This is a genomic window from Burkholderia arboris (assembly GCF_038723655.1).
Lineage (GTDB): Bacteria > Pseudomonadota > Gammaproteobacteria > Burkholderiales > Burkholderiaceae > Burkholderia > Burkholderia arboris.
The window spans coordinates 1,953,719-1,979,529 of sequence record NZ_CP109821.1 but is presented as its reverse complement, the minus strand read 5'-3'; the positions used below and the strand labels follow the sequence as shown (position 1 = coordinate 1,979,529).

The 25,811-nt window shown below is 68.2% G+C and carries 23 protein-coding genes; 13 read left to right on the top strand and 10 right to left on the bottom strand.

What is annotated here, in order from left to right:
• Positions 1-4: 4 nt before the first annotated feature.
• Positions 5-208: a DUF1289 domain-containing protein gene (locus tag OHZ10_RS09320; protein ID WP_059234082.1), complete on the bottom strand. Its 204-nt coding sequence runs from the start codon at positions 206-208 to the stop codon at positions 5-7.
• A 409-nt stretch (positions 209-617) separates the two neighbouring features.
• Between OHZ10_RS09320 and OHZ10_RS09315 the strand changes: the two genes are divergently transcribed.
• The 4 genes from OHZ10_RS09315 to OHZ10_RS09300 all read left to right on the top strand — a co-directional run bounded on the left by OHZ10_RS09315 (position 618) and on the right by OHZ10_RS09300 (position 4,700).
• Positions 618-1,712 (top strand): polyamine ABC transporter substrate-binding protein, encoded by a 1,095-nt coding sequence (locus tag OHZ10_RS09315; protein ID WP_174991540.1) that lies wholly within the window; start codon positions 618-620, stop codon positions 1,710-1,712.
• An 86-nt stretch (positions 1,713-1,798) separates the two neighbouring features.
• Positions 1,799-2,959, top strand: a complete 1,161-nt coding sequence (locus OHZ10_RS09310; RefSeq protein WP_034186810.1) for an ABC transporter ATP-binding protein — start codon at positions 1,799-1,801, stop codon at positions 2,957-2,959.
• Positions 2,956-3,882: an ABC transporter permease subunit gene (locus OHZ10_RS09305; RefSeq protein ID WP_059234084.1), complete on the top strand. Its 927-nt coding sequence runs from the start codon at positions 2,956-2,958 to the stop codon at positions 3,880-3,882. The genes OHZ10_RS09310 and OHZ10_RS09305 overlap by 4 nt, the downstream gene beginning before the upstream one ends.
• Positions 3,879-4,700: an ABC transporter permease subunit gene (locus OHZ10_RS09300; RefSeq protein ID WP_059234085.1), complete on the top strand. Its 822-nt coding sequence runs from the start codon at positions 3,879-3,881 to the stop codon at positions 4,698-4,700. Before OHZ10_RS09305 ends, OHZ10_RS09300 begins: the two co-directional genes overlap by 4 nt.
• 99 nt (positions 4,701-4,799) lie before the next feature.
• On the opposite strand, the gene OHZ10_RS09295 is transcribed toward OHZ10_RS09300, so the two are convergent.
• The 3 genes from OHZ10_RS09295 to OHZ10_RS09285 are packed head-to-tail and all read right to left on the bottom strand — an operon-like array spanning position 4,800 to position 8,238.
• Positions 4,800-5,606, bottom strand: coding sequence for a sulfite exporter TauE/SafE family protein (locus OHZ10_RS09295; RefSeq protein WP_342702192.1), 807 nt, complete (start codon positions 5,604-5,606; stop codon positions 4,800-4,802).
• A gap of 18 nt (positions 5,607-5,624) precedes the next feature.
• A complete protein-coding gene (locus OHZ10_RS09290; RefSeq protein ID WP_342702189.1) occupies positions 5,625-7,292 on the bottom strand; it encodes a TIGR01244 family sulfur transferase in 1,668 nt (555 codons plus the stop codon).
• Between the two features lie 34 nt (positions 7,293-7,326).
• Positions 7,327-8,238 carry an MBL fold metallo-hydrolase gene (locus OHZ10_RS09285; RefSeq protein WP_425394769.1) on the bottom strand — a complete coding sequence of 304 codons (912 nt, stop codon included), beginning with the start codon at positions 8,236-8,238 and terminating at the stop codon, positions 7,327-7,329.
• Positions 8,239-8,465: 227 nt separating this feature from the next.
• Here OHZ10_RS09285 and OHZ10_RS09280 point away from each other — a divergent pair, with 227 nt between their 5' ends.
• The 5 genes from OHZ10_RS09280 (at position 8,466) to OHZ10_RS09260 (ending at position 12,039) form a co-directional block, all read left to right on the top strand.
• Positions 8,466-9,848, top strand: coding sequence for a sigma-54 interaction domain-containing protein (locus OHZ10_RS09280; RefSeq protein ID WP_174991536.1), 1,383 nt, complete (start codon positions 8,466-8,468; stop codon positions 9,846-9,848).
• Positions 9,849-9,924: 76 nt separating this feature from the next.
• Positions 9,925-10,452, top strand: a complete 528-nt coding sequence (locus tag OHZ10_RS09275) for a M949_RS01915 family surface polysaccharide biosynthesis protein (protein ID WP_342702183.1) — start codon at positions 9,925-9,927, stop codon at positions 10,450-10,452.
• 156 nt (positions 10,453-10,608) lie between these two features.
• Positions 10,609-11,169, top strand: coding sequence for a DUF2975 domain-containing protein (locus OHZ10_RS09270; protein WP_059234090.1), 561 nt, complete (start codon positions 10,609-10,611; stop codon positions 11,167-11,169).
• Between the two features lie 8 nt (positions 11,170-11,177).
• Positions 11,178-11,402, top strand: a complete 225-nt coding sequence (locus OHZ10_RS09265) for a helix-turn-helix domain-containing protein (protein ID WP_059234091.1) — start codon at positions 11,178-11,180, stop codon at positions 11,400-11,402.
• Positions 11,377-12,039 carry a hypothetical protein gene (locus OHZ10_RS09260; RefSeq protein WP_342702181.1) on the top strand — a complete coding sequence of 221 codons (663 nt, stop codon included), beginning with the start codon at positions 11,377-11,379 and terminating at the stop codon, positions 12,037-12,039. The genes OHZ10_RS09265 and OHZ10_RS09260 overlap by 26 nt, the downstream gene beginning before the upstream one ends.
• 54 nt (positions 12,040-12,093) lie before the next feature.
• Here OHZ10_RS09260 and OHZ10_RS09255 read toward each other — a convergent pair whose 3' ends face one another.
• From OHZ10_RS09255 to OHZ10_RS09240, 4 genes are all read right to left on the bottom strand, one after another.
• The gene (locus tag OHZ10_RS09255; RefSeq protein WP_342702179.1) at positions 12,094-13,122 is read right to left on the bottom strand and encodes a MerR family transcriptional regulator; all 1,029 of its coding nucleotides are present in this window, start codon (positions 13,120-13,122) and stop codon (positions 12,094-12,096) included.
• Positions 13,123-13,247: 125 nt separating this feature from the next.
• A complete protein-coding gene (locus tag OHZ10_RS09250; RefSeq protein ID WP_059234094.1) occupies positions 13,248-14,813 on the bottom strand; it encodes an efflux transporter outer membrane subunit in 1,566 nt (521 codons plus the stop codon).
• A 2-nt stretch (positions 14,814-14,815) separates the two neighbouring features.
• Positions 14,816-17,965: an efflux RND transporter permease subunit gene (locus tag OHZ10_RS09245; RefSeq protein ID WP_059234095.1), complete on the bottom strand. Its 3,150-nt coding sequence runs from the start codon at positions 17,963-17,965 to the stop codon at positions 14,816-14,818.
• Positions 17,962-19,071 (bottom strand): efflux RND transporter periplasmic adaptor subunit, encoded by a 1,110-nt coding sequence (locus OHZ10_RS09240; protein WP_059234096.1) that lies wholly within the window; start codon positions 19,069-19,071, stop codon positions 17,962-17,964. The genes OHZ10_RS09245 and OHZ10_RS09240 overlap by 4 nt, the downstream gene beginning before the upstream one ends.
• A 178-nt stretch (positions 19,072-19,249) precedes the next feature.
• On the opposite strand from OHZ10_RS09240, the gene OHZ10_RS09235 reads away from it, so the two are divergent.
• On the top strand, positions 19,250-19,870 hold the full coding sequence (locus OHZ10_RS09235; RefSeq protein ID WP_059234097.1) for a TetR/AcrR family transcriptional regulator: 621 nt from the start codon (positions 19,250-19,252) through the stop codon (positions 19,868-19,870).
• A gap of 27 nt (positions 19,871-19,897) precedes the next feature.
• On the opposite strand, the gene OHZ10_RS09230 is transcribed toward OHZ10_RS09235, so the two are convergent.
• Together OHZ10_RS09230 and OHZ10_RS09225 are read right to left on the bottom strand one after the other, a co-directional pair.
• Positions 19,898-21,631, bottom strand: a complete 1,734-nt coding sequence (locus OHZ10_RS09230) for a ClcB-like voltage-gated chloride channel protein (RefSeq protein ID WP_196486601.1) — start codon at positions 21,629-21,631, stop codon at positions 19,898-19,900.
• 103 nt (positions 21,632-21,734) lie between these two features.
• Positions 21,735-22,802 (bottom strand): YeiH family protein, encoded by a 1,068-nt coding sequence (locus tag OHZ10_RS09225; RefSeq protein ID WP_059234099.1) that lies wholly within the window; start codon positions 22,800-22,802, stop codon positions 21,735-21,737.
• 112 nt (positions 22,803-22,914) lie between these two features.
• Here OHZ10_RS09225 and OHZ10_RS09220 point away from each other — a divergent pair, with 112 nt between their 5' ends.
• The 3 genes from OHZ10_RS09220 to OHZ10_RS09210 all read left to right on the top strand — a co-directional run bounded on the left by OHZ10_RS09220 (position 22,915) and on the right by OHZ10_RS09210 (position 25,755).
• A complete protein-coding gene (locus OHZ10_RS09220; protein ID WP_059234100.1) occupies positions 22,915-23,808 on the top strand; it encodes a LysR family transcriptional regulator in 894 nt (297 codons plus the stop codon).
• A gap of 161 nt (positions 23,809-23,969) precedes the next feature.
• Positions 23,970-24,734 carry a xylose isomerase gene (locus OHZ10_RS09215; RefSeq protein WP_059234101.1) on the top strand — a complete coding sequence of 255 codons (765 nt, stop codon included), beginning with the start codon at positions 23,970-23,972 and terminating at the stop codon, positions 24,732-24,734.
• 28 nt (positions 24,735-24,762) lie between these two features.
• Entirely contained in the window at positions 24,763-25,755 is a 993-nt protein-coding gene (locus OHZ10_RS09210) for a sugar kinase (protein ID WP_059234102.1), read from the top strand.
• The last annotated feature ends 56 nt before the right edge of the window (positions 25,756-25,811 follow it).

The following is a 25,811-nucleotide window of genomic DNA, read 5'->3' as shown; positions in this document are numbered from 1 at the left end:
CGGTTTACAGCTTGTCGTACTGGAAGCGCATCGCGGTGCCTTCGCGTGTGATGCGTTCCCACACCGCATGTTTTTCGTCGTCGCTCAGGAACACCCAGTTCGACACTTCGGCGGCCGTGCGGCCGCAGCCCTTGCAGACTTCGTCGAAGAGGGTCGAGCACACGCCGATGCAGGGGCTGTCGGGCAGGTCGTGGAGATTGGAGGCCATCGGAAGGGTTCGCGCAGTTGAATCGTCAGCCGCCATTTTAATCCATCGCGGCGGCCGGCTCGGGCGGTGGCGCCGGCATGCTGTCCCTGTGCGGGAGCGTGACAGTACGGCGGGCCGTCCGGCGCAGGTGCCGGACGGCCCGCGCACGCAGTTTCGCCGCTGCCCGTTTTTCCCGGTGGACAGCGGCCGATTACCCGATAAAATTCCCCCGGAACACCCCGCCGCACGGGCGGCCCGACGGGCCAGTGGCGGGAATCTGTTCCGTTTGCGCGACACCGGCATGATTTTTTTGTGACGGGGCGCGAATGATGGTAGTTTTCGGGGTTTTCGAGGGGCGGCGCGCCAGAATGCGCCGCCGTGACGAGGCAGACGGCAGCCGGGCAACGCGTCCGGCCGGAGGGAGATCGGGATGAAAGCAAAGGTAGTGGGCCGGTTCGCAGCGCTCGCGCTGTGCGTGGGTGCGTCGGCGGCAGCGGCGAAGGATACGCAGCTCAATGTCTATAACTGGTCGGACTACATTGCGAAGGACACGATCCCGAACTTCGAGAAACAGACGGGCGTCAAGGTCCGCTACGACAACTACGACAGCGACGACACGCTGCAGGCGAAGCTGCTGACGGGCAGCTCGGGCTACGACATCGTCGTGCCGACCAGCAACTACGCGGGCAAGCAGATCGCCGCCGGCATCTTCGCGCCGCTCGACAAGTCGAAGCTGCCGAACCTCAAGTACCTCGATCCGCAACTGATGGCGCTCGTCGCCGGCGCCGATCCGGGCAACAAGTTCTCGGTGCCCTGGGCGTACGGCACGACCGGTCTCGCATACAACCTGACGAAGGCGCAGCAGGCGCTCGGCAAGGTGCCGCTCGACAACTGGGACATCCTGTTCAAGCCGGAAAACATCTCGAAGCTGAAGACCTGCGGCGTGTCGGTGCTCGACGCGCCCGACCAGATGTTCGCGGCGACGCTGCACTACATCGGCAAGGATCCGATGAGCACGAACCCGGCCGACTACAAGGCCGCGATGGAAGTGCTGAAGAAGATCCGCCCGTACATCACGCAATTCAACTCGTCGGGCTACATCAACGACCTGGTCGGCGGCGACATCTGCTTCGCGTTCGGCTGGTCGGGCGACGTCGTGATCGCGAAGCATCGCGCGATCGAAGCCAAGAAGCCGTACAAGGTCGAGTACTACATTCCGAAGGGCGGTGCACCGGTGTGGTTCGACGTGATGGCGATCCCGAAGGATGCGAAGAACAAGGATGCCGCGCTGCAGTGGATCAACTACATCGAGGATCCGAAGGTGCACGCGGCGATCACGAACGCGGTGTACTACCCGAGCGCCAACGCTGAGGCCCGCAAGTACGTGCGGCCCGACGTCGCGAACGACCCGGCCGTCTACCCGCCGGCCGACGTCGTGAAGACGCTGTTCCTGCTCAAGCCGCTGCCGCCTGAAATCCAGCGTCTGCAGACGCGTCTGTGGACCGAGCTGAAGTCGGGCCGCTGACGCGAGCCGGAGTGAACCAGCAGTCATGAAGCCCCTGGTGCCCCCGGGGGCTTTGTTCGTCTAACGCAGGAGAGAAGCAGCACATCATGAATAGCCAGTCGGGTGCGCCGGTTGCGGGCGCGCCGTTCTCCGTTTCCTCCTCCGGCGCCGATGCGCGCGCCGAGAACTTTGTCCAGATCGTCGACGTCGTCAAGAAATTCGGCGACACCGAAGCCGTGCGCAGCGTCAACCTGACCGTGCGCCAGGGCGAGCTGTTCGCGCTGCTCGGCAGCTCGGGCTGCGGCAAGTCGACGTTGCTGCGGATGCTCGCGGGCCTCGAGACGGTCACGTCGGGCAAGATCCTGATCGACGGCGAGGACCTCGCGCAGATGCCGCCGTACAAGCGGCCCGTGAACATGATGTTCCAGTCGTACGCGCTGTTCCCGCACATGTCGGTCGAGTCGAACGTCGCGTTCGGGCTGAAGCAGGAAGGCACGCCGAAGGCCGAGCTGAAGGAGCGCGTCGCGTCGGCGCTCGAACTCGTGCAGATGAGCAAGTACGCGAAGCGCAAGCCGCATCAACTGTCCGGCGGCCAGCAGCAGCGCGTCGCGCTCGCGCGTTCGCTGGTCAAGCGCCCGAAGCTGCTGCTGCTCGACGAGCCGATGTCCGCGCTCGACAAGCAGATCCGCCAGCGCACGCAGATCGAGCTCGTCAACATCCTGAACAAGGTCGGCGTCACCTGCATCATGGTCACGCACGACCAGGAAGAAGCGATGACGATGGCCAACCGCCTCGCGGTGATGAGCGAAGGCCAGATCGTGCAGATCGGTTCGCCGAACGAGGTGTACGAATACCCGAACAGCCGCTTCTCGGCCGAATTCATCGGCTCGACGAACCTGTTCGACGGCGTGACCGTCGAGGACGAACCCGACCACGTGTACATCGAATCGCCGGAGCTGCCGAGCCGGCTGTACGTGAGCCACGGGATCTCGGGCCCGCTCGGCATGCCGGTGACGGTGTCGGTGCGTCCCGAGCGGATCGCGCTCACGCGCAAGCCGCCCGAAGGCGCGTTCAACTGGGCGCGCGGCAGGATCAGCAACGTCGCGTACATGGGCGGCTATTCGCTGTATCACGTGAAGCTCGACGCGGGCAAGACGGTGATCGCGAACGTGTCGAGCCTCGCGATTTCCGAGCTCGACACGCCGGCGCTCGGCGACGAGATCTACGTGCGCTGGAGCGCGACGGCCGGCGTGGTGCTGACGTCATGACCGCGTTCAAGTCCCTGCTCGAGTGGCCGGTGCGGCGCTTCAACCTGACGGGCGCGTCGGCGGTCGTCGCCGGGCCGTTCACGTGGCTCGTGCTGTTCTTCCTCGTGCCGTTCGTGCTGGTCGTCAAGATCAGCTTCGCGGAGCTGCAGCTCGGTATCCCGCCGTACACGGAACTCGCGTCGTACACCGACGGCGTCGTGCACGTCGCGCTGAACCTGTCGCACTACGCGTTCCTGTTCACGGATAGCCTGTATTTCGCGACCTACGTGAACTCGGTGTGGGTGGCCGCGATCACGACGCTGCTGTGTCTGCTGGTCGGCTATCCGATGGCGTACTACATCGCGCGCTCGAACCCGGCGACCCGCAACCTGCTGATGATGGGCGTGATGCTGCCGTTCTGGACGTCGTTCCTGATCCGTGTGTACGCGTGGATCGGCATCCTGAAGAACAACGGGCTGCTGAACAACTTCCTGATGTGGATCGGCCTGACGCACACGCCGATCGAGCTGTACCGCACGAACTACGCGGTGTACATCGGGATGGTGTATTCGTACCTGCCGTTCCTCGTGATGCCGCTGTACGCACACCTCGTGAAAATGGACCTGCGCCTGCTCGAAGCCGCGTACGACCTCGGCGCGAAGCCGTGGAAGGCGTTCGTGCAGATCACGCTGCCGCTGTCGAAGAACGGGATCATCGCGGGCTGCCTGCTGGTGTTCATCCCGGCGGTCGGCGAGTACGTGATTCCGGAGCTGCTCGGCGGCGCGAATACGCTGATGATCGGCCGCGTGATGTGGAACGAGTTCTTCAACAACGCAGACTGGCCGATGGCGTCGGCGGTGACCTGCGCGATGGTGTTGCTGCTGCTCGTGCCGATGGCGATGTTCCAGCACTTCCAGGCGAAGGAACAGGGAGGCCGTCGATGAAGCCGAATCGCTATCTGCAGTTCGCGGCGCTGTTTGCCGGCTTCGCGTTCCTTTACATCCCGATCCTCAGCCTGATCGTCTATTCGTTCAACGAGTCGAAGCTCGTCACCGTGTGGTCGGGTTTCTCGTTCCGCTGGTACGCCGCGCTCGTGCAGGACGACGAGCTGCTGACGGCCGCCTGGCTGTCGCTGAAGATCGGCGTGCTGACCGCGTTCGCGTCGGTGTTCATCGGCACGTGGGCCGGTTTCGTGCTCGCCCGGATGGGGCGCTTTCGCGGCTTCGCGCTGTTCAGCGGGATGATCAACGCGCCGCTCGTGATCCCCGAGGTGATCCAGGGGATCTCGCTGCTGCTGCTGTTCATCGAGCTGGCGAAATGGATCGGCTGGCCGGCCGAGCGCGGCGTGTTCACGATCTGGCTCGGCCACGTGATGCTGTGCATCTCGTACGTCGCGATCATCGTGCAGTCGCGCGTGCGCGAGCTGAACCCGTCGCTGGAAGAAGCCGCGCTCGATCTCGGCGCGACGCCGCTGAAGGTGTTCTTCACGATCACGCTGCCGCTGATCTCGCAGGCGCTGATCGCGGGCTGGCTGCTGTCGTTCACGCTGTCGATCGACGACCTCGTGCTGTCGGCGTTCCTGTCGGGCCCCGGCTCGACGACGCTGCCGCTCGTCGTGTTCTCGCGCGTGCGTCTCGGCCTGAACCCGGAGATGAACGCGCTCGCGACGCTGTTCATCGTTGCGGTGACGGCCGGCGTCGTGATCGCGAACTTCGTGATGCTGCGTCAGGAGCGCAAGCGGATGGCGGGGCTCGCGGCCTGACGCTCAGGTTGTTGCAGCCACACTGAAAAACGCCCGGTGCCGACGACGAGTCGGGCCGGGCGTTTTGTCTGGCGGCGCGGATCGTCGGCGGCCGATGGCTTACGCGCCGAACGCCGCCTTCGCCAGCAGCCCGAGCGCAACACACACGAGCACGGCCGCGAACCCGGCCTGCACGTGCCGCGCGGCGAGGTGGCGCGACGCGCCGCGACCGGCGGCCATGCCAAGCGCGGTCGCGACGGTGAACCACAGCGTCACGTCGAGCGGCGCGCGCGTGCCGGACACGACCGTCGCGAGCACGCCGCCGGTACCGACCAGCGCGATCACCATCAGCGACGTCGCGACCACACCGTGCATCGACACGTTCGTGAACTTGCGCAGCATCGGCACGATCACGAAGCCGCCGCCGACGCCGAGCAACCCCGTCATCAGGCCCGTCATCGCGCCGGTCGACGCCAGCGCGACACCGACCGGCCAGGACCACACGAGCCGGCCCGTATCGGGGTTCACGCGGCCGACGCACAGCGGCGATGCTTCCGCGTCGACGGGCCCGTGCCGCAGCGCCTGCCGCAGCAGGCGGCCGGCGACGACCAGCATCGTCAGCGCGAACAGCGTGAGCAGCAGGCGCTGCGGCAGGAGGTGTGCGAGCCGCACGCCGAGGGTGGTCAGCGGCACGCCGGCCACGGCCATCAGCAGTGCCGCACGATAGCGCACGAGCCCGCGGCGGAAGCCTTCGAGCGCGCCGAGCGCGGCGCTGCCCGCGACCGCGACGAGGGCGACGGGCGTGGCCTGCTGCATCGGCCAGCTCATCCCGACGACGAGCGCGGGCACCGCGAGAATGCCGCCGCCGGCGCCGGTCAGGCCGAGCACGGCGCCGACGAAGCCGCCGAGTACGAGGGAAATCAGCATGACGTCATCGGGCTCCGGTCAACGTGCGACGGCGGGCTTCGCGAGCCACTCGCGGCCCTTGAGCATCGCCTTCCAGTAGAGCGGCGGCAGCACGCGTTCCTTGAGCAGCCACGCGAGCCGCGACGGGCGCTTGCCGTCGATCAGCCACGCGGGGAAGGTCGGCGCGACCTTGCCGCCGTACAGGAATTCGGCGAGCACGATCTTGCCGCGCTCGACGGTGAGCGGGCATGAGCCGTAGCCGTCGTATGCGGCATCGCCCTGTGCGCGGCCGAGCGACGCGAGCAGGTTGTGCGCGACGACGGGCGCCTGCTTGCGGGCGGCCGCGGCCGTTTTCGCATTGGTCGTGTTGGTGACGTCGCCGAGCGCGTAGATGTCCGGAAAGTGCTTGTGCCGCAGTGTTGCCGGATCGACGTCGATCCAGCCGGCCGCGTCGGCGAGCGGGCTCGACCGCACGAAATCGGGTGCCTTCTGCGGCGGCACCACGTGGATCATGTCGAACGCACGCACGACGGTTTCCTTGCCGCCGTCCGGCAGCGCGCGCACGAACGTCGCCTGGCGCGCGGGGCCGTCGATCGCAACGAGGTGGTGGCCGAACGACAGCGCGATGTCGTAGCTTTTCACGTACTCCATCAGCGCAGGCACGTAGTCGGCCACGCCGAACAGCGCGCCGCCCGCATTCAGGAACTCGACGTTCGCGGCTTCGAGACGGCCCGCGCGCCGCCAGTGGTCGCACGACAGGTACATCGCCTTTTGCGGCGCGCCCGCGCACTTGATCGGCATCGGCGGCTGCGTGAAGAGCGCATTGCCGCCGCGGAACGCGCGCACGAGCTCCCACGTGTACGGCGCGAGATCGTAGCGGTAGTTCGACGTGACGCCGTTGCGGCCGAGCGTGTCGGCGAGGCCGTCGATCGCCTGCCAGTCGAGCTTGAGCCCCGGGCACACGACCAGCTTGCGATAGCCGATGCGGCGGCAGCCGTCGAGCACGATCGCGTGCGCGTCGGGTTCGAAGCCCGCGACGGCGGCCTGGATCCGGTGCACGCCGCGCGGCAGCACGTCGGTCATCCGGCGTGCGGTGGTCTCGGGCTGGAACACGCCCGCCCCGACCATCGTCCAGCCCGGCTGGTAGTAATGGACGTCGGCCGGATCGATCACCGCGATGTCGAGCGACGCGTCGCGTGCGAGCAGGCTCGATGCGACCGCGATGCCGGCCGCGCCCGCGCCGACGATCACGATGTCGTGCCGAGCATCCACGGCCGGCGCGGCCTGGTGGCCGCCCTGCGCGACACGCGACGCGATCGCGCTCAGGTCGTAGCCGGCCGCGCCGGCCGTCGCGACGATGTCGTTCAGCGGACGCAGCCCCGCTTGCGACAACGCCCACAGCGTGGCCGAGCGCGTGCCGCTTCGGCAGTAAGCGAGCACGGGCCCGTCGAGCGATGCGACGAGCGCGCCGAACTGCGCGGCCTGGTCGTCGGTCACCTTGCCGGTATCGACCGGCAGGTAATGCACGTCGATGCCAAGCGGCGCGGCGGCTGCGCGGATCTCGGTGACGGTCGGCTGGTCGGCGCCTTCGCCGTCGGGCCGGTTGCAGATGATCGCGCGGATACCGGCCGCGTGAAGCGCGGGCAGGTCGGCCGCCGCGATCTGCGGCGAGACCGACAGCGCGTCGGTCAGCTTGCGGATGGTCATGTCGGGGTTCTCCGGATGGGGCGGGGCGTGCGGCTCAGATCGCGTCGAGCGGGATCTTCAGGTAGCGCACGCCGTTGTTCTCGGGTTCGGGCAGGTGGCCGGCGCGCATGTTGACCTGCACGGACGGCAGCATCAGCACGGGCATGTCGAGCGTCGCGTCGCGCGCGGTACGCATCGCGACGAAATCGTCCTCGGTCACGCCGTCCTTCACGTGCACGTTCGCGCGGCGCTGCTCGGCGACGGTCGTCACGAACTGCACGTCGCGGCCGCCCGGCTGATAGTCGTGGCACAGGTACAGGCGCGTGTCGGGCGGCAGCGCGAGCACGCGCGCGATCGAGCGGTACAGCGTGCGCGCATCGCCGCCGGGGAAGTCGCAGCGGGCCGTGCCGTAGTCGGGCATGAACAGCGTGTCGCCGACGAACGCCGCGCGCTGCGTCGCGTCGTCGACGCAGTAGGTCATGCACGCGGGTGTGTGGCCCGGCGTATGCAGCGCGCGGATCGTCAGCGCGCCGAGCGCGAGCGTGTCGCCGTCGTCGACGAGCCGGTCGAACTGGCGGCCGTCTTCCACGAAGCCGGAGCCCGCGTTGAACAGCGTGCCGAACACGCGCTGCACGCGGCGCACGTGCGAACCGATTGCAATCCGGCCGCCGACCCGTGCCTTCAGGTACGGCGCGGCCGACAGGTGGTCGGCATGCACGTGCGTTTCCAGCAGCCAGTGCACGGTCGCGCCGAGTTCGGCGACGCGGGCGATCAGCCGGTCGGCGCTGGCGGTGCGCGTGCGGCCGGATTTCGGGTCGTAGTCGAGCACGCTGTCGATCAGCGCGCACGAGCGGCTCGCCGTATCGAGCAGGAGATAGCTGACGGTGTGGGTCGCAGGGTCGAAAAAGCCTTCGACCGACAGGGCGGGGGCATTGCTCACGGGGGGGTCCTCGATCGGGTTCTGCATCGGCAATCGGGATCTTTGACTCAAGAAGCGTGCCAGCCTGCGGCGCAGCCCCGGCCGATGTGCCAGGGACTTGATTCGGCTCGGGTTTTCGGGGCGCGGACGGCGCCGTGACGTTGTTGGCGGTATCGGGTTGCAGGCGATGTCTGCCACAACTGGCAGTGTCGTGGCAGAATTGGCAGTCTGCCTGGCAGTCCGTCCAGGCGCCTCTTTACCGAGCGAGCCGCCGCATGAATCCGCACGACACCATCCCGATCGTTCCCGTGCCGCATCGCGACGCGATGCCCGACGTGCGCGCGCTCGTCGCGTATCTCGAACAGGACCCGCAGCCGATGATCGTCGTCGATCCGGACTACCGCATCCTCGCGGCAAACGATGCGTACCGGCGCCAGTTCGGTGTAGCAGGCGTCGAGCACGTGGGCCGGCACTGCTTCCAGGTCTCGCATCACTACGACGTGCCGTGCGACCAGGCCGGCGAGCATTGCCCGATGAAGCAGGCGCTCGAATCGCGCGGGCTGAACCGCGTGCTGCACATCCATCACACGCCGCGCGGCCCCGAGCATGTCGACGTCGAGCTGCGGCCGATCTTCGATGCGGACGGCAACGTGATCGCGTATGTCGAGCGGCTGACCACGGTGCGCAGTGCGTCCGCGCAGCCGAGCGCGGAAGGCCTCGTCGGCGGCGCCGATGCGTTCAATGCGGCGCTCGGCGCGTTGCAGCGCGTCGCGCCGTCGACGCTGCCGGTGCTGCTGCTCGGCGAATCGGGCACCGGCAAGGAACTGTTCGCCCGCGCGCTGCACGAGGCGAGCGATCGCGCGATGGGGCCGTTCGTCGTCGTCGATTGCTCGGGGATCGCCGAGTCGCTGTTCGAGAGCGAGCTGTTCGGCTACGAGAAGGGCGCGTTCACGGGCGCGAACCAGCGCAAGCCGGGCCTCGTCGAAACCGCGCAGGGCGGCACGCTGTTTCTCGACGAGATCGGCGACGTGCCGTTGCCGATGCAGGTGAAGCTGCTGCGGCTGATCGAATCGGGCACGTTCCGGCGTGTCGGCGGCGTCGAGGCGCTGCGCGCGGATTTCCGGCTCGTCGCGGCCACGCACAAGCCGCTGCGCGAGATGATCGACGACGGCCGGTTTCGGCAGGATCTCTACTACCGGATCAACGCGTTTCCGATTCCGCTGCCGGCGCTGCGCGAACGGCAGGGCGATGTCGCGCTGCTGGCCGAATCGATCCTGCGGCGCATCGCGAACGCGCGCGGCAAGGCGGGCGACGCGAGTGCGCGGCCGTTCGTGCTGACCGAGCGCGCGCGTGCGTGTCTCGATGCATACGCATGGCCCGGCAACATCCGCGAGCTGCGCAACGTGCTCGAGCGCGCGTGCCTGTTCGCGGACGACGGGACGATCCGCGTCGAGCATCTGCCGGCCGAGCTCGTCGCGGCCGCGGCGGCGCCGCAGGATCGTACGGCGGACGCGCGAGGCGTGTCCGACGCGGAGCTCGTGCGTATCGCGCGTACGTTCGACGGCACGCGCAAGGCGCTCGCCGGGCAGCTCGGGTTGAGCGAGCGGACGCTGTACCGGCGGATGAAGGCGCTCGGGCTCGGCTCGCGCGATCGGTGAACGGGCATGTCGCGCGCGGCTGGCCACGGCACGCGGCTTTGCCGATAATGCGCGTTCGATTTCAACGCCTTTACCGATGAAAAAACGCTTCCTTCCGCGTTGCCTGTTGCTCGCCGCCGCCACGCTTTGCAACCCGGCTCAGGCCGCCGACTACACGTGGACCGATGCGGCCGGCGCGCACGCGGTGACGCTCGCCAGAACCGCGTCCGGCGACGACGTCGAGCTCAAGGTGTCCGCGACGCTCGACGGCCGGCCGGACTGGACCGTGCGCGATTACGTGAAGGAATGCCCGGTCGACGTGATCCTCGACGTCGTGCCGAAGTCGATCGAAATGCGCGACCTGCTCGGCAACGGGCACAAGCAGTTCCTGTTCGCGTACAAGATCGGCTGCCGCGGCGATATCAGCGCCGATCAGATGAAATACTTCCTGATCGACGCCGGCACGAAATACGTGCTGCGCGGCGAGGAAACCGTGACGGTCAAGGGCAAGCTCATGGACGGCGGCGCGGCGCCCGTGCCGAATGCGGACCTGAAGGCACAGCCTGTGTTTCTGCGCTACATGACGAAGCGCTGGCGCGGGATCAGCGTGCGGGATTACGACTAGGCGGCCGCACCGCCGTTGCGCGCGATACGGCCGGGGTGGCGCGGGCATGAGCATGCAGCACAATAAAAAATCACGGCAAGACAACAATTAATTATCGTTTTACGATAATTATCGACGTACAATCGACGCTCGTTCATTCGTCGTCGAGGTCATGCCATGCATTCCGATCGTATCGCCCGTATCAGCCAGCAGATGGCCACCGTCACGCTGGGTTTCATCGTCGGCATGATGGTGCTGAACGCCGCTTGCTGGCTGTTTCCGTCGCTGAGCGCGGCCTCGGGGCCCGGTTTCGTGTTCGGTCTCACGGATTCGGTGCTGACGAACCTGCGTGTGGACGTTGCCGCGTTCCCGTGGTGGCAAAAGGCAGTCGGCATCGTGTTGTCGAGCGTCCCGCTCGTCGCGCTGGCAAACGGGCTCCGGCATCTGCGCGCGCTGTTCCGCACGTATGCGCGGCGCGACTACTTCTCCGCACGGGCCGCCGGCCATCTCGGCAAGACGGGGCGGGCGATCGGTCTGTGGGTGGTGCTGAGCCTGGTGTGCGAGCCGCTTCTGAGCGTGTGGGCGACGCTGCGCGAACCGGTCGGCCATCGCGTGATCAGCATCGGCTTCACCATGCCGTACGTGGTCGCGCTGTTCACGGCCGCCTGCATTGCGGTCATCGCGCACATTCTGCGGCAGGCGAGCGAGCTCGACGCCGAGCATCGGCAATTCGTCTGAGGCGCGCGATGACGATCGTAGTCAAGCTCGACGTGATGCTCGCGACCCGCAAGGTCCGCTCGAAGGATCTGGCCGCGGCCGTCGGCATCACCGAACAGAATCTGTCGCTGCTCAAGCAGGGGAAGGTGAAGGGCATCCGCTTCGCGACGCTCGAGGCGATCTGCCGCTATCTCGACTGCCAGCCCGGCGACCTGCTCGCGTTCAGCGATGACGGTGGCGGCGCGCCCGACTGACGCATCGCGGCCGCGCGGCGACGGCGTTGCGGAGCGCGGTCGGCCGCGCATCGTCGCGCTGGCCGTTGCGGTGTCCGTGTCGATCCACCTGCTCGGATGGTTCGTGCTGCAACGGGGGGCGACGGCAACCGGCCCGAAAGCCGCGGCGCGGCCCCGGGTCGCGCTGCGCGTCGAGCTGATTCCCGCACGGCTGGCACCCGAGGCGATCGTGCGCGACGCCGTGTTGCCGACGAGGCCTTCGGCTTCGGCCGCAACGGCGCGCAGCGCGGCGCGTTCGCCCCGGGGTGAGCCGGGCGTTTTGTCCGTGCAAAGGGGGATGGGCGTCGGTGCAAGCGCGAACCGGAGCGACCACCATCAGGCGGTCACTGCAGGACCCGAAATCGACTGGCGCCGCGATCTGGGTGCGATCGGTGCGCGGCATGCCACGGCGCGCAGCCCTGCGCAGGCGGCGGTCGGTGCGCTGGGTGCGTCGTCGGGTGATCTGGCGCCGCGCAGTCGCACCGTCGACGAGCTTCTGGCCGGCGGCATGTCGGACGCCCGTCGCGCCGATTGCCGGAACGCCCACGCGAGTGCGGGCCTCCTCGCATTGCCGATGCTCGCACTGGATGCGGTGCGGGATACCGGCTGCAAATGGTGAAGCGGGCGGCAAGCGGGAATCCCGCCTGCCGCCCGCACTGTCACTGTCACCCGTTCAGCGCGCGGGCGCCAGCTGCGCCATCGCTTCGCGCACGAAACCGATCAGCGTCTCGTCGGTCCACGAATCCTTCGTCAGTGCCGGCTCGTTCACCAGTGCCTGGCGGAACTTCGCATGCGTGGCCGGCTCGTGGCCCGCATAGCTGCAGAACAGCTCGAGCCAGCGCTGCGCGAGCGCGCGGCCCTGCGGCGAATCGGGCTTCGCGCCCGTCTCGATCGCGTCGCGCACGTCGCCCATCAGCTGCGGCCACTCCATCGCACGTTCACCGTAGTGCGCGCGCATGAAGCGGATCTCGTCCGGCGCGAGGTATTTCTCGAAGATCCGCATCTTCGTTTCCGACGACGCGCGCAGCACATAGTCGCGCAGCGCGGTCGAAATGCCGATCTTCGACTGCATCGCCGGTTCGTGCTCGTGCATCAGGTTCAGCTTCGCCAGCAGCCGCGGATCGTTGTTCGTGTCGCGCACGAGCAGCGCCATCCAGCGCGCGGCGAGCGTACGCGCGCGCTCGTCCTCGGCGGGCACGCCGGCTTCGTGCAACGCATGGACCTCGCCGACGAGCGCGATCCATTCCGCGTCGCCTGCCTGGCTTTTCCGGTACATCGGCATGCGCGCGAGTTCTTCCTCGGAGAAATATTTGTCGTACACGGTCATCAACTCCAGTGTGGTGAGCCAATCGGCCAGTTCCGGCTCCGTGCCCGCCGCGAGCTGCGCATGCAGGTTCACGAGCCGCTCGCGCAGCCGCGCGGTCTGCGCAAGCTGACGGTCGAGCAGCGCGATCTGCTTCGCGACGAGCTCGACGAGCGGGGTGCCGGGCTGGTTCAGGTGGTCGCCGATTTCGGTGAGCGACAGGCCGAAGCGACGCAACGCCTGGATCTGGTGGAGCCGGGCGATGTCGTGGCGGTCGTACAGCCGGTAGCCGTTGTCGGCGCGCGCCGAAGGCGTCAGCAGACCGATTGCGTGATAGTGATGAAGCGTGCGGACGGTCAGCCCGCTGCGTTTCGCCAGTTCTCCCACTTTCAGTCGCATTCGTTCCTCCGTTCGGTACGCACACTGGAGTCTCGAACGTTACGCTACGTGAGGGTCAAGCGGAAGATCGGCAATCGGCGACCGGCCGCGCGGGGGGCTGCACGCGCGGCCGGGCAAGGGGCGGGTCATGGCGCCGAAGGCGCGGCGTCGGGCGTGGCGGCCTGTGCCTGCTGGCCGGTTGTGCTGTTGCCGGCGGAGTTGCCGGTTTGGCCGGCTTGGTCGTCCTTGCCGGCCGGCGGCGTGCCCATCGCCTGGTAAAGCCGCGCGGTATCCGCGAACCGCGCACCGGTCGCGCGGATCTCGTCGAGCCGCGCATTGCGGTACTGCAGCTCGCTCGCCCGTGCCGCCGACGGCGGCAGCGCGCCGAGCCGCACGCGGGCGGCCGCGTCGTCGTACGCGCCGCGCGCGGAAAGCGCGGCGCGCGACGACGCGTCGAGCGCTTCCGCATCGTGCTCGAGCGCCGCAAGCGAATCGGCGACGTTCTGGAATGCGCCGAGCACGGCCTGCTTGTACTGGTCAACCGCGGCCTCGTAGGTTGCCTTCGCCGCGCGGCGCTGCGCGAGCAGTGCGCCACCGTGGAAGATCGGCTGGCTCAGCGAGGCGCCGACGTTCCAGATCGCGCCGGCGCCCGACAGCATCGTCGGCCAACTGAAGCCGCCTTGGCCCATCGCCGCCGACAGCGACAGCTGCGGGAACATCTGCGCGGTCGCGAGGCCCACTTCGGCCGCGGCTGCCTTCAGCCCTGCATCGGCCGCCTGGATGTCGGGCCGGCTCTTCAGCAGGTCGGACGGCACGACGACGGGCACCTGTTCGGGCAGGTGCAGATCGGCGAGCGTGAGATCGGCCGGCGGCCGGTCGGGCGTGCGGCCGACCAGCACCGCGAGCGCATGGCGCGCCGAGTCGCGCTGCTGGCGCAGTGCGGGCAGGCTCGCCGCGAACGTGTCGGCGCTTTGCCGCGCGTTCAGCGCGTCGCTGCGGGACGCCGAGCCGAGCGCGTAGCGGCGTTCGGCATCGTGCGCCTGGTCGTTCGCGAGCGCGACGAGCCGCTCGGTCGTGTCGATCTGCGCGCCGAGCACCGACACGGTGATCGACGCGGTGACGATGTTCGCGGCCAGCGCGCGCCGCGCGGATTCGAGCTGGAACGCACTGACGTCGACGCGTTTCGCGAGCGCGCGGTTCGCGAAGCGCGACACGCCGAACAGGTCGATCGTGTAGCTCGCCTGCAGTTGCCCGACGAACGTGTCGTACAGCAGCGTCGGCGCGCCGAGCGCGGGAATCGGCACGCCGAGCGCACGCTGGCGCGTGGCCTGGCCGCCCGCGTCGATCGACGGCAGCATCGAGCTGCCGATCTGTCCGCGCAGCTGTTCGCGCGCGGCATCCAGCGAATGCGATGCCGCACCGAGCGTCGGGCTGTTGCGCAGCCCTTCGTCGACGAGCGCATTCAGCGCATCGGAGCGGTACCGTTTCCACCAGTCGGGCACCGGCTGCGCACCGACTTCGAACTGTTGCGCGACACCTTGCGCGGATACGGTCTGCTGGACTTGCGGCACGGTGCCGTAGTGCGCGGGCGACGGCATCGCGGGCGGCTCGCCGCTCGGCGCGAACCACGCGCAGCCCGCGAGCGGGCCGGCGAGGCTTGCCGCCGCAAGCGCCCGCACGGCTTTCGTTTTCAGGTTCATCGATCGATTCATGGTCAGGCTCCCGACGGCGCGGCCGGCGTGCTGCCGCCTGGCGGCGGGCCGTCCTGCGGGTCGCGTTCGTCGCGCTTCACGCGGAACCACGTCGCGTACAGCGCAGGCAGGTAAAACAGCGTCAGCACGGTCGCACTCGTGATGCCGCCCATCAGCGCGGTCGCCATCGGCCCGAAGAAGTTCGAGCGCAGCAGCGGAATCAGCGCGAGCACGGCAGCCGCGGCCGTCAGCGTGATCGGGCGGAAGCGCCGCACGGTCGCGCCGATGATCGCGTCGATGCGGCCGTGGCCGACCGCAATGTCCTGCTCGATCTGGTCGACGAGGATCACCGAGTTGCGCATGATGATCCCGAACATCGCGATGACGCCGAGCATCGCGACGAAGCCGAACGGCTGGCCGAACAGCAGCAGCGTCGCGACCACGCCGATCAGCCCGAGCGGCGCGGTCAGCACGACCATCAGCACACGCGAGAAGCTCTGCAGCTGGATCATCAGCAGCGTGAACACGGCGATCGCCATCAGCGGCATCTGCGCGTTGATCGACTTCTGCGCCTTCGCGCTTTCCTCGACCGAGCCGCCGATGTTGATCTGATACCCGACTGGCAACTGCGCACGCAGCGCATTCAGCTTCGCGTCGACCGCATGCGTGACGTCGATGCCCTGTGCGCCGGCGCGCACGTCCGACTGCACGGTGATGGTCGGCTGGCGGTCACGTTCCCACACGACGCCGTATTCGAGCGTCGGCTTGAAGCGGCCGAGCGAGCCGAGCGGCACGGGGCCGTTCGGCGTCGGCAGCGCGAGGCCCGCGAGCTTCGCCGGATCGACGCGATCGGCGCGCGGCGCGCGCAGGTCGACCGCGATCAGCTTGTCGCGCTCGCGGTACTGCGTGACGGTCGTGCCGGACAGCGTCATCGCGAGGAAGCTCGACACGTCCTGCGACGTGACGTTCAGCTCGCGCGCCTTTTTCTGGTCGATCTCGAAGCGCACCGAACGCTCGGCCGGCTCGTCCCAGTCGAACTGCACGTTGACCGTGCGCGCGTCGCCGCGCATCGTCGCCGCGACTTTCTCGGCGATCGAGCGGACCGTCGCGATGCTGTCGCCGCTCACGCGGAACTGCACCGGATAGCCGACCGGCGGGCCGTTTTCGAGCCGCGACAGGCGCCAGCGCACGGCCGGAAACTTGTCGCGCAGCGTGGTTTCGAGCCAGCTCGCGAGTTTCTCGCGATCCTCGACCGATTTCGCGGTGATCACGAACTGCGCGAAGTTCGGCAGTTGCAGCTGCTGGTCGAGCGGCAGGTAGAAGCGCGGCGCGCCGCTGCCGACGAAGTTCACCGAATGGTCGATCTCGGGGCGCTTGTCGATCACCTTCTCGAGGCGTTCGGTTTCGCGCAGCGTCGCCGCGAACGACGCGCCTTCGGGCAACCGCAGGTCGACCAGCAGCTCGGGCCGGTCGGAACTCGGGAAAAACTGCTGCGGCACCAGCGAGAAGCCCATCAGCGACACGACGAACAGCGCGCCGGTGATCAGCAGCACGACGACGCGCCGCTCGATGCACCAGTCGATCCAGCCGCGCAGCCGCCGGTAGAACCGTGTGTCGTAGATGTCGTGTTCGTGGTCGTCGGGCAGGTGCGCCTCATGCGCGTGCCGCTTGCGCTCCGGCAGCATGTGATAGCCGAGCAGAGGGATCAACACGACGGCCGCGAACCACGACGCGATCAGCGCGATCGCCGACACCTCGAAGATCGAGCGCGTGTATTCGCCGGTGCTCGATTTCGCGAGCGCGATCGGCAGGAAGCCCGACACGGTGACGAGCGTACCGGTCAGCATCGGGAACGCGGTACTCGTGTATGCGAACGCGGCGGCGCGCGCGCGGCTGTAACCCTGTTCGAGCTTCACGGCCATCATCTCGACCGCGATGATCGCGTCGTCGACGAGCAGCCCGAGCGCGAGCACCAGCGTGCCGAGCGAGACCTTGTGCAGCCCGATGTCGAACAGGTACATGAAGAGGGCGGTGACCGCGAGCACGACCGGAATCGAGATCACGACGACCATCCCGGTGCGCAGGCCGAGCGACACGAGGCTCACGACCAGCACGATCGCGACGGCTTCGGCGACGGCTTCGAGGAAGTCGTCGACCGAATGCGCGACCGCGTGCGGCATGCTCGACACCAGCGTCAGCTTGAGGCCGGCCGGCAGTTGCGCCTGCAGATCATTCGATTCGGCGTCGAGCGCCTTGCCGAGCCGGATCACGTCGCCGCCCGGTTGCATCGTGACGCCGATGCCGAGCACGGCTTTGCCGTTCGCGCGCATCTGCGTGACGGCCGGATCGTCGTAGCCGCGCTTCACGGTCGCGAGATCGCCGAGGCGGAACGTGCGGCCGTTGATGCGGATCGTCGTGTCGGCGATCGCGTCGACGTTGTCGAACTGGCCGCTCGGCCGCACGAACACGCGGTCGTCGGCGGTCGTCAGCACGCCGGTCGACGAGATGTCGTTCTGCGCGTTGATCGCCTGCCCGAGCTGCTGCGGCGAAATGCCGAGGCGCGTGAGCTGAGCATTGTTCACCTCGATGAAGATCCGCTGGTCGGGGTCGCCGAAGTAGTCGACCTTGCCGACGCCCGGCACGCGCAGCAGCACGGTGCGCAACTGGTCCGCATAGTCGTGCAGTTGCGCGGGCGTGAAGCCGTCGCCTTCGAGCGTCCAGATGTTGGTGTAGACGTCGCCGAATTCGTCGTTGAAGAACGGGCCCTGCACGCCGGGCGGCAGCGTATAGCCGATGTCGCCGACTTTCTTGCGGATCTGGTACCAGGTTTCGGGCACGTCCTTCACCGGCGCCGAATCTTTCATCGTGAAGAAGATCAGCGATTCGCCGGGGCGCGAATAACTGCGCAGGAAGTCGATGGCGGGCGTTTCCTGCAGCTTGCGGCCGATCCGGTCGGTCACCTGTTCCTGCACCTGCCGCGCGGTCGCGCCGGGCCAGAACGTGCGGATCACCATCACGCGGAACGTGAACGGCGGATCTTCGGATTGGGCGAGCCGCGTGTACGCGAGGATGCCCGCGAGCGTCGCGAGCGCGATCAGGTAGACGACGAGCGCCTGGTGGCGCAACGCCCACGCCGACAGGTTGAAGCGGCCTTCTTCGTGGGGCGTACTCACGATGCGAAGTCCTCCGGATGCAGCGGCGCGATCGGTCGCACCTTCTCGCCCGCGCTGACCGTATGCACGCCCTGCAGCACGACGCGTTCGCCCGGCTGCAGCCCGTGCGACACGGTGACCGTGCGCTCGTTGAAGCGCGCGACGTCGACGCGGCGCAATTCGAGCGTGTCGTCCTTCGTGCGCACGACCCACACGGCCGGTTGCGCGCCGTCGTGGAACAGCGCGGTCGCGGGCAGCGTGATCGGCGCTGCGTCGCCGGCGGCCGGCGCGCCGTCGAGCGCGACGTTCGCGGTCATCCCGAGCCGGATCGCCGGATCGGGCGTGGCGAGCGTGAGCTTCACGCGATAGGTGCGGCTTTGCGGATCGGCGGCCGGCGCGATTTCGCGCACCTTCGCGGCGAACTGGCGGCCCGGCAGCGACGGCAGCGTGATGGTTGCCGCATGGCCGGGCGCAAGCGATGCAAGGGCGGCCTCGGGCACGTCGCTGACGACGTCGACGTCGCCCGACCACGCGAGCTGGTAGACCGGCTGGCCGGCCGACACGTTCTGGCCGGTGTCGGCCTGTTCGGCCGTGATGTAGCCCGCGTGATCGGCGACGAGCGTCGCGTAGCGGAGCTGGTTCTTCGCGAGTGCGAGCTGCTGTTGCGCCTGGTCGCGCTGCGCGAGCGCCGACGTGTAGCTGTTCTGGGTCTGTTCGAGCTGCGCGGCCGCGATCAGGTTTTCGCGGGCTTGCGCGCGATCGCGGTCGAGCTGCTGCTTCGCGAACGCGAGGCTGTGCGTCGCGGCGTCGAGCTGTGCCTGCGCGCTCACGGCGTTTTTCTCGACATCGGACGGGTCGAGCAGCGCGACGACCTGGCCGACCTTGACCGTATCGCCGAGGCGCACCTTGCGCTCGATGATCTTGCCGGCGATGCGGAACGACAGCGGGGTGGCGTAGCGCGGCTGGATGTCGCCGGGCAGCGTGCGCGCGGCCGCGGCGGTATCGGCCTGTGCGGGCAGCGCGACGACGGGGCGCGGGGCGGGTGGCGCGGATTCTTTCGGATGACAGGCGGCAAGGACGAGCGCGGCGCCGATCAGCAGCGCGGCGCGGGAACCGGAGCGATTCACGAAACCCCCAGATGAGGTGGAGCGGAACGAAGCCGGCAAGCGCGTCGGGCGCTTGCCCCAAGCAGCGCCGGCACGGGCGCGCGGACAACACATTCAGAAACTGTGGCGAATTCTAATACACACCTGTATCTGAATGCAAAGATGAATCCGAAAGGGAAAGGGTGCTAGACTGCGCGCCATGAAACCACAGCGCTTAACTCGCGAGCAGAGCAGGGACCAGACGCGCGAACGTCTGCTGAAAGCCGCGCATCGAATTTTTCTGAAGAAAGGCTATGTGGCCGCGAGCGTCGAGGACATCGCGGCAGCGGCCGGCTATACGCGCGGGGCGTTCTACTCGAACTTCCGCAGCAAGTCCGACCTGCTGCTGGAATTGCTGGAGCGCGATCACTCGGAGGTGCAGGCCGACTTCGAGGCGATTTTCGAAGGCGGCGGGTCGCGCGAGCAGATGGAATCGATGTCGCTCGCGTATTACCGCACGCTGTTTCGCGACGACGAATACTCGCTGTTGTGGGGGGAGGCGAAGCTGCAGGCGGCGCGCGACGCGAAGTTCCGCGTGCGTTTCAACCAGTTCCTGCACGGCAAGCGCGTGCAGATGGCCGAGTTCATCCAGCGCTTCGCCGAGCGCGCCGGCACGCCGCTGCTGCTGCCGGCCGACACGCTCGCGTTCGGGCTGATGTGCCTGTGCGACGGCGTGCAGTCGTACTACACGGCCGATCCGCAGCACGTCTCGGCCGACGTGGCCGAATCGGTGCTCGCGGGGTTCTTCGCACGGGTCGTGCTGGGGCGTGCGCCGGACTGACCGGCGCAGCGGGGGTTGCGGCGCGCGTCAGCGCTCGCCGGTCATCCGCCGGTACGCGTCGAGCAGCGACGTCTTGTAGACGACACCCGCAAGCGTCGGCTCGGTTTCGCTTTCGATGACCGGCAGCCGTTCGCCCTGGAACGCCATGAAGCGTTCGAGCGCGGTGGCGAGCGGCATGTCGGGCGTGAGGAGCGGAAACGGCGTATGCGCGTAGTGCGCGGCCGTCTTGTCGGTCGTGTCGCGCTTGTCGAGCAGGTCCGACGTGATGTCCTTCAGCGCGACCGCACCGCGGAAGCGCCCGGCTTCGTCGGTCACGTACAGGTACTTCACCGGATATTCGAGAAACACGCGCGTCATGTCGGCAACGCTCGCCGTGAGCGGGACGACCGTCTGCGCGGGCTGGATCAGCGCGCGCATCTGCGTGGTGCGCAGCCGCAGCCGCTCCTGCGCGTCCTGGTAGTGGTGCTGCGTGATCTCGTACATCGACGTCGTGCCCGTTGCACGCGCGACGAAGTACGCGAACACGCACGACACCAGCAGCGGCAGCACGACCTGGTAGCTCAGCGTCATCTCGAAGATCATCAGGATCGCCATCAGCGGCGCCTGCGTGGCGCCCGCCATGAACGCGCCCATCCCGACGATCGCATACGCGAAATACGCGGACGTATGGCCGGGCCACACGGCTTCCATCGCGAGCCCGAACAGCGAGCCGAACACCGCGCCGACGAACAGCGTCGGCGTGAACACGCCGCCGATCGCACCCGAGCCGACCGTGGCGGAGGTTGCGATCACCTTGAACACGAGCACTGCGACCAGCGCCTGCCAGGTCCACGGCGAATGCAGGATCTGGTTCACGACGCTGTAGCCGTTGCCCCATACGTCCGGGGTCCACACCGAGATCACGCCGACGACGAGGCCGCCGAGCGCGAGCCGCACGGGCAACGGCACCGGCAGCCGCTTGAACTGGTTCTTCGACGCATCGAGCAGGTGCAGGAACTGCGGCGCGAGCACGCCGCACAGCGCGCCGAGCACGACGAACAGCAGGACTTCGGGGCCCGTGACGGCCGGAAACACCGGCATCTCGTACGGCGGCCGGTAGCCGGCGAATTCGCGCATCACGATGTTCGCGACGACCGACGCGACGACCATCGGCCCGAAGCTTTCCATCGCGATCGTGCCGAGCACGATTTCCGACACGAAGAACGCGCCGGCGATCGGCGCGTTGTAAGCGGACGTGATGCCGGCAGCGGCGCCGCAGGCGACCAGCAGGCGCAGGCGCGGCGGGTCGAAGTGCACGAAGCGGCCGACGAGCGACGCGGCGAGCGCCGCGAGCTGCACCATCGGGCCTTCGCGGCCGATCGAGCCGCCGCTGCCGATCGTCAGCAGCGACGACACGCTGCGCCACAGGCTCTGCCGCACGGGCACGACGCCGTTGCCGAGCGCGACCGATTCCATGTAGTCGGTCTTGGCGGCCTGCTTGTCGCCGCGGGTCGCCAGCAGCAGCACGCAGCCGGCGAGGAAGCCGCCTGCCGCCGGCATCCAGAACCGCACGTACCACGGCAGGCTCTTGGCCATCTGCACGAAGCTGCCGCTGTGCCCCGAGATCAGGTGCTGCATCAGGTCGATGCCTTCGCGGAACGCCATCGTGGCAAAGGCGCCGCCGACGCCGACGATGGCCGACCAGATCAGCATCGTATGGGCGTCCGACAGGCGGAACAGCTTTTGGGCGCGTGTGCGCAGCTTCAGCAGGAACGAGAGCACGGCTGAAAGAGGGCGATGGAAAACGACGCGAAGCATAGCACTGCGCCGCGCCCGCGGGACCATCCCGTCGGGCGCGGCGCGCGAAGTGTCACGGGCGGGCAACTCAGCCAAGCCAGTGCTGCACGGCCCAGGTGATCCCGTAGCCGCCGGCGATCAGCCACACGTACAGGATCAGGCCGGTCATCAGCGCACGCGGGCCGGCGGCGCGGATCTGCGCGACGCGCGTCTCGATGCCGAGCGCGGTCATGGCCATCGTCAGCGCGAAGGTGTCGAGCACGTTCAGCGTATGCGTGACGTCCGCCGGCAGCACGTTCAGCGAATTGACGATCACGAAGCCGAGGAAACCGAGCGCGAACCAGGGTACCGCCACCTTGCGCTTGCCTTGCGCGCCGCCGGCCGTTGCCCGCGCCGAGCGGGCGAGCCACCAGCCGAGCACCAGCAGCACCGGGACCAGCAGCATCACGCGGGTCATTTTCACGATCGTCGCGACGTGCGCGACCTGCGGGCTGATGTCGCTCGCCGCGCCGACCACCTGCGCGACCTCGTGGATCGTGCCGCCGAAGAACAGGCCGAGACCGGCCGGATCGAGGTTCAGCAGCCCGGCGTGATATGCGATCGGGTACAGGAACATCGACAGCGTGCCGAACAGCACGACGCTGCCCACGGCCATCGCGCTCTGGTGCGGCTTCGACTGCAGCGTCGATTCGAACGCGAGCACGGCGGCCGCGCCGCAGATCGCGCTGCCGGCGGCGGTCAGCAATGCGGCGTCGCGGTCGAGCTTCATCAGCTTCATGCCGGCCCAGGTGCCGATCACGAGCGTGCTGACGACGACCAGCACCGACACCGTGAGGCCCGGCAGCCCGACCTGCGCGATTTCCTGCAGGCTCACGCGCAACCCGAAGAACGCGACCGCGATGCGCAGCAGCTTGCGCGCGGAGAAATTGACGCCGGCCGCCCAGCTGGCCGGCATGCCGTCGCGCAGCGCGTTGCCGTACAGCGCGCCGGCGACGATGCCGACGATCAGCGGCGACAGGCCGAGCCCCGCGATCGCGGGAAGCTGGGACAAGCTCGTGACGGCGGCGGCGAACAGCGCGACGAACAGCACGCCGTTCAACTGGCCGCGCACCGACGGCGCGGCATGGCTGAGATGGGGAGTCGGAGCAGTGGACATGGAAGCACCGTGATGGAGCGTGTGGCGATGGTGTAATCCTAATTTCGTTATATCGATATGAAAAATTGTGATTTGTGACGTAAACTATCCGGAAAGCCGATAATTTATCCCCATGACCCCGGATCAACTGATAACGTTCGCCGCCGTCGCCGAACACCTGAACATCAGCCACGCCGCCGTGGCGCTGCATCTGTCGCAGCCGGCCGTGTCGGGCCAGTTGCGGCTGCTGCAGGACGAATTCGGCGAGCCGCTGTACCAGCGCGACGGCCGCGGCATCCGCCTGACGCCGGTCGGCGAGCAGCTCGCGCAGTACGCGAAGGCGCAGCGCGACACGTTCGCGCAGGCGCGTGCGTTTCGCGACGCGGTGCGGGGCCTCGAGGCCGGCACGCTGCGCATCGGCGCGAGCACGACGCCTGCGAGCTACCTGCTGCCGTACCTGATCGCGGCATTCCAGCCGCTTGCGCCGCGCGTGACGATCCGGACGATGAGCGGCAATACGGCCGACGTGGTGGCCGCGCTGCCGTCGCTCGACATCGCGCTGATCGAGGGGCCGCCCGGCGAGGCGCTGCCGCCCGGCACGGCCGTCCATGCGTGGCACGAGGACGAGATCGTCGCGATCGTGCCGGCCGGCCATCCGCTGGCCGCGTCCGGCTACGACGCGGGCGTGACGCTCGACGCGCTCGCCGCGCACCCGCTCGTGCTGCGCGAGGCGGGCTCCGCCGTGCGGCAGCTCGTCGAGCGCGCGTTCGCGCATGGCGGCGCGCCGATGCGAGTCGCGTTCGAGATTGCCGGCGTCGAGGCCGTGAAGGAGGCCGTGCGCGCCGGGATGGGCGTCGGGTTCGTGTCCGCGATGTCGCTGCGTCACCAGGATGCGGCGCTCGTGCTGCGCTCGCTCGCGCCGGCGCCGCTCACGCGGCATTTCTCCATACTTGTGCCGCACGGCGGCGCACCGTCGCGGGTCGCCGCGCAGTTCCTCGACATGAGTCTCGCGCAGGACCTCGCGTAGGCGGCCGAAAACCGGCCCGGGAACGCGAGTTGCACGCCGTCGTGCGCGCGTTCGCGTGAGGTCCGGTCTTAGGGATTTCCTCTATGGCGTGGCCCAGACGCGAAGCGCACCATCCGTCTCAAGCAAATGGAACCGGTTCCATTCCGGTAAAAAAGGGCAAAATGGCAGACATCGTGATCGTGGCGAGCGCATTCGGGATGGACCGCGTGCGTCAGGAGGGCCACAGCGCATTCGTCGCGACCGTGGCGGCATCCGGCGCGGCCGGTTTCGAGGTGCGGCGCGAACTGTTCGCGTCGGACGACGACGCGGCGCCCGGCGCGCTGGCCGCGCTCGGCGCGCAGATCGACGGCCACAAGCTGTGGTCGGTCTATTCGACACCGGCCACGCTGTATACGGAAACGGGTGCGCTGGATGCCGGCGCATTGCGCGACGCGCTCGCGGAAGCCGACGCGCTCGGCGCGCGCTTCGTGAAATTCCAGCTCGGCGGCTTCGCCGGCGATGCGCACGCAGCCGACATCGTCGCGCTGTCGCGCGGTGCGAAGGCCCGCGTGGTGGTCGAGAACGGCCAGTTGCAGGTTGGCGGCGCGTTCGCGCAGTTCCGCGGGCTGTTCGCTGCACTGGCGGAAGCGGGCATGCCCGACGCGCTCGGCATGACGTTCGACATCGGCAACTGGCAGTGGCCCGGTGAAGCACCGCTTGATTGCGCGCAGGTGCTCGCGCCGCATGTGGAATACATTCATTGCAAGGCCGTCGAGGGCGAGGGCGCGCGTCGTTTCGCCGCCGCGCCGGCGCCGGATGATGCGCTCGTGACCGGCGTGCTCGCGGCGCTGCCGCAGCATGCGCCGCGCGGCATCGAATTTCCGTTCGACGCGGCCGACCTGGCAGGCGATGCCTGCCGGCGTGTCGCGTGGCTCGCGACCGCGTGACGGCGGCAGGATCCGAAGGAGTTCATTCATGAAAGCAGCACTCGATGTCGTGACCTACGGTGAAGCGATGGCGATGTTCGTCGCGACCGAGCCGGGCCATCTCGCGCACGCGGGGCAATTCACGAAGCGGATCGCGGGCGCCGACCTGAACGTCGCGATCGGCCTGTCGCGGCTCGGCTTCCGGGTCGGCTGGATGAGCCGCGTGGGCCGCGATTCGTTCGGCGGCTACGTGCTCGACACGCTGGCGCGCGAAGGGATCGACGCGTCGTGCGTGACCGTCGATCCGCGTTACCCGACCGGTTTCCAGCTGAAGTCGCGCAACGACGACGGCAGCGATCCGACCGTCGAATATTTCCGCAAGGGCTCGGCCGCGAGCCACCTGTCGTGCGACGACTACGTGGCCGACTACGTGCTCGGCGCGCGCCATCTGCACTTGACGGGCGTCGCACCGGCGATCTCCGCGACCTCGTGCGAGCTGGCGTTCCAGCTGGCGCGCGAGATGCGCGCGGCCGGCAAGACGATCTCGTTCGACCCGAACCTGCGCCCGACGCTGTGGCCGTCCGCCGACGTGATGGCGAAGACGTTGAACGCGCTCGCGACGCTCGCCGACTGGGTGCTGCCGGGCCTCGCCGAAGGGCGGCAGCTGACCGGACACGACACGCCGGCCGACATCGCGGGCTTCTATCTCGCGCAGGGCGCACGCGGCGTCGTGATCAAGCTCGGCGCGGAGGGCGCCTATTACCGCACGGCCGACGGCCGCGAAGGCACGGTTGCGGGCGAGCGTGTCGGGCGTGTCGTCGACACGGTCGGCGCCGGCGACGGCTTCGCGGTCGGCGTGGTCAGCGCGCTGCTGGAAGGGCGGAGCATCGAGCAAGCCGTCGCGCGCGGGAACCGGATCGGGGCGCTCGCGATCCAGGTGATCGGCGATTCGGAAGGATTGCCGACGCGCGAAGCCCTCGACCGACTCGAAAATGTCAGCAATCGCATCGATCGCTTAGAGGAAATCGTCACCGCGCAATGAGAGGCCGAACACGGCACAATCCGCGGATTCATTTTGTGCACGACGCACAATGGTTT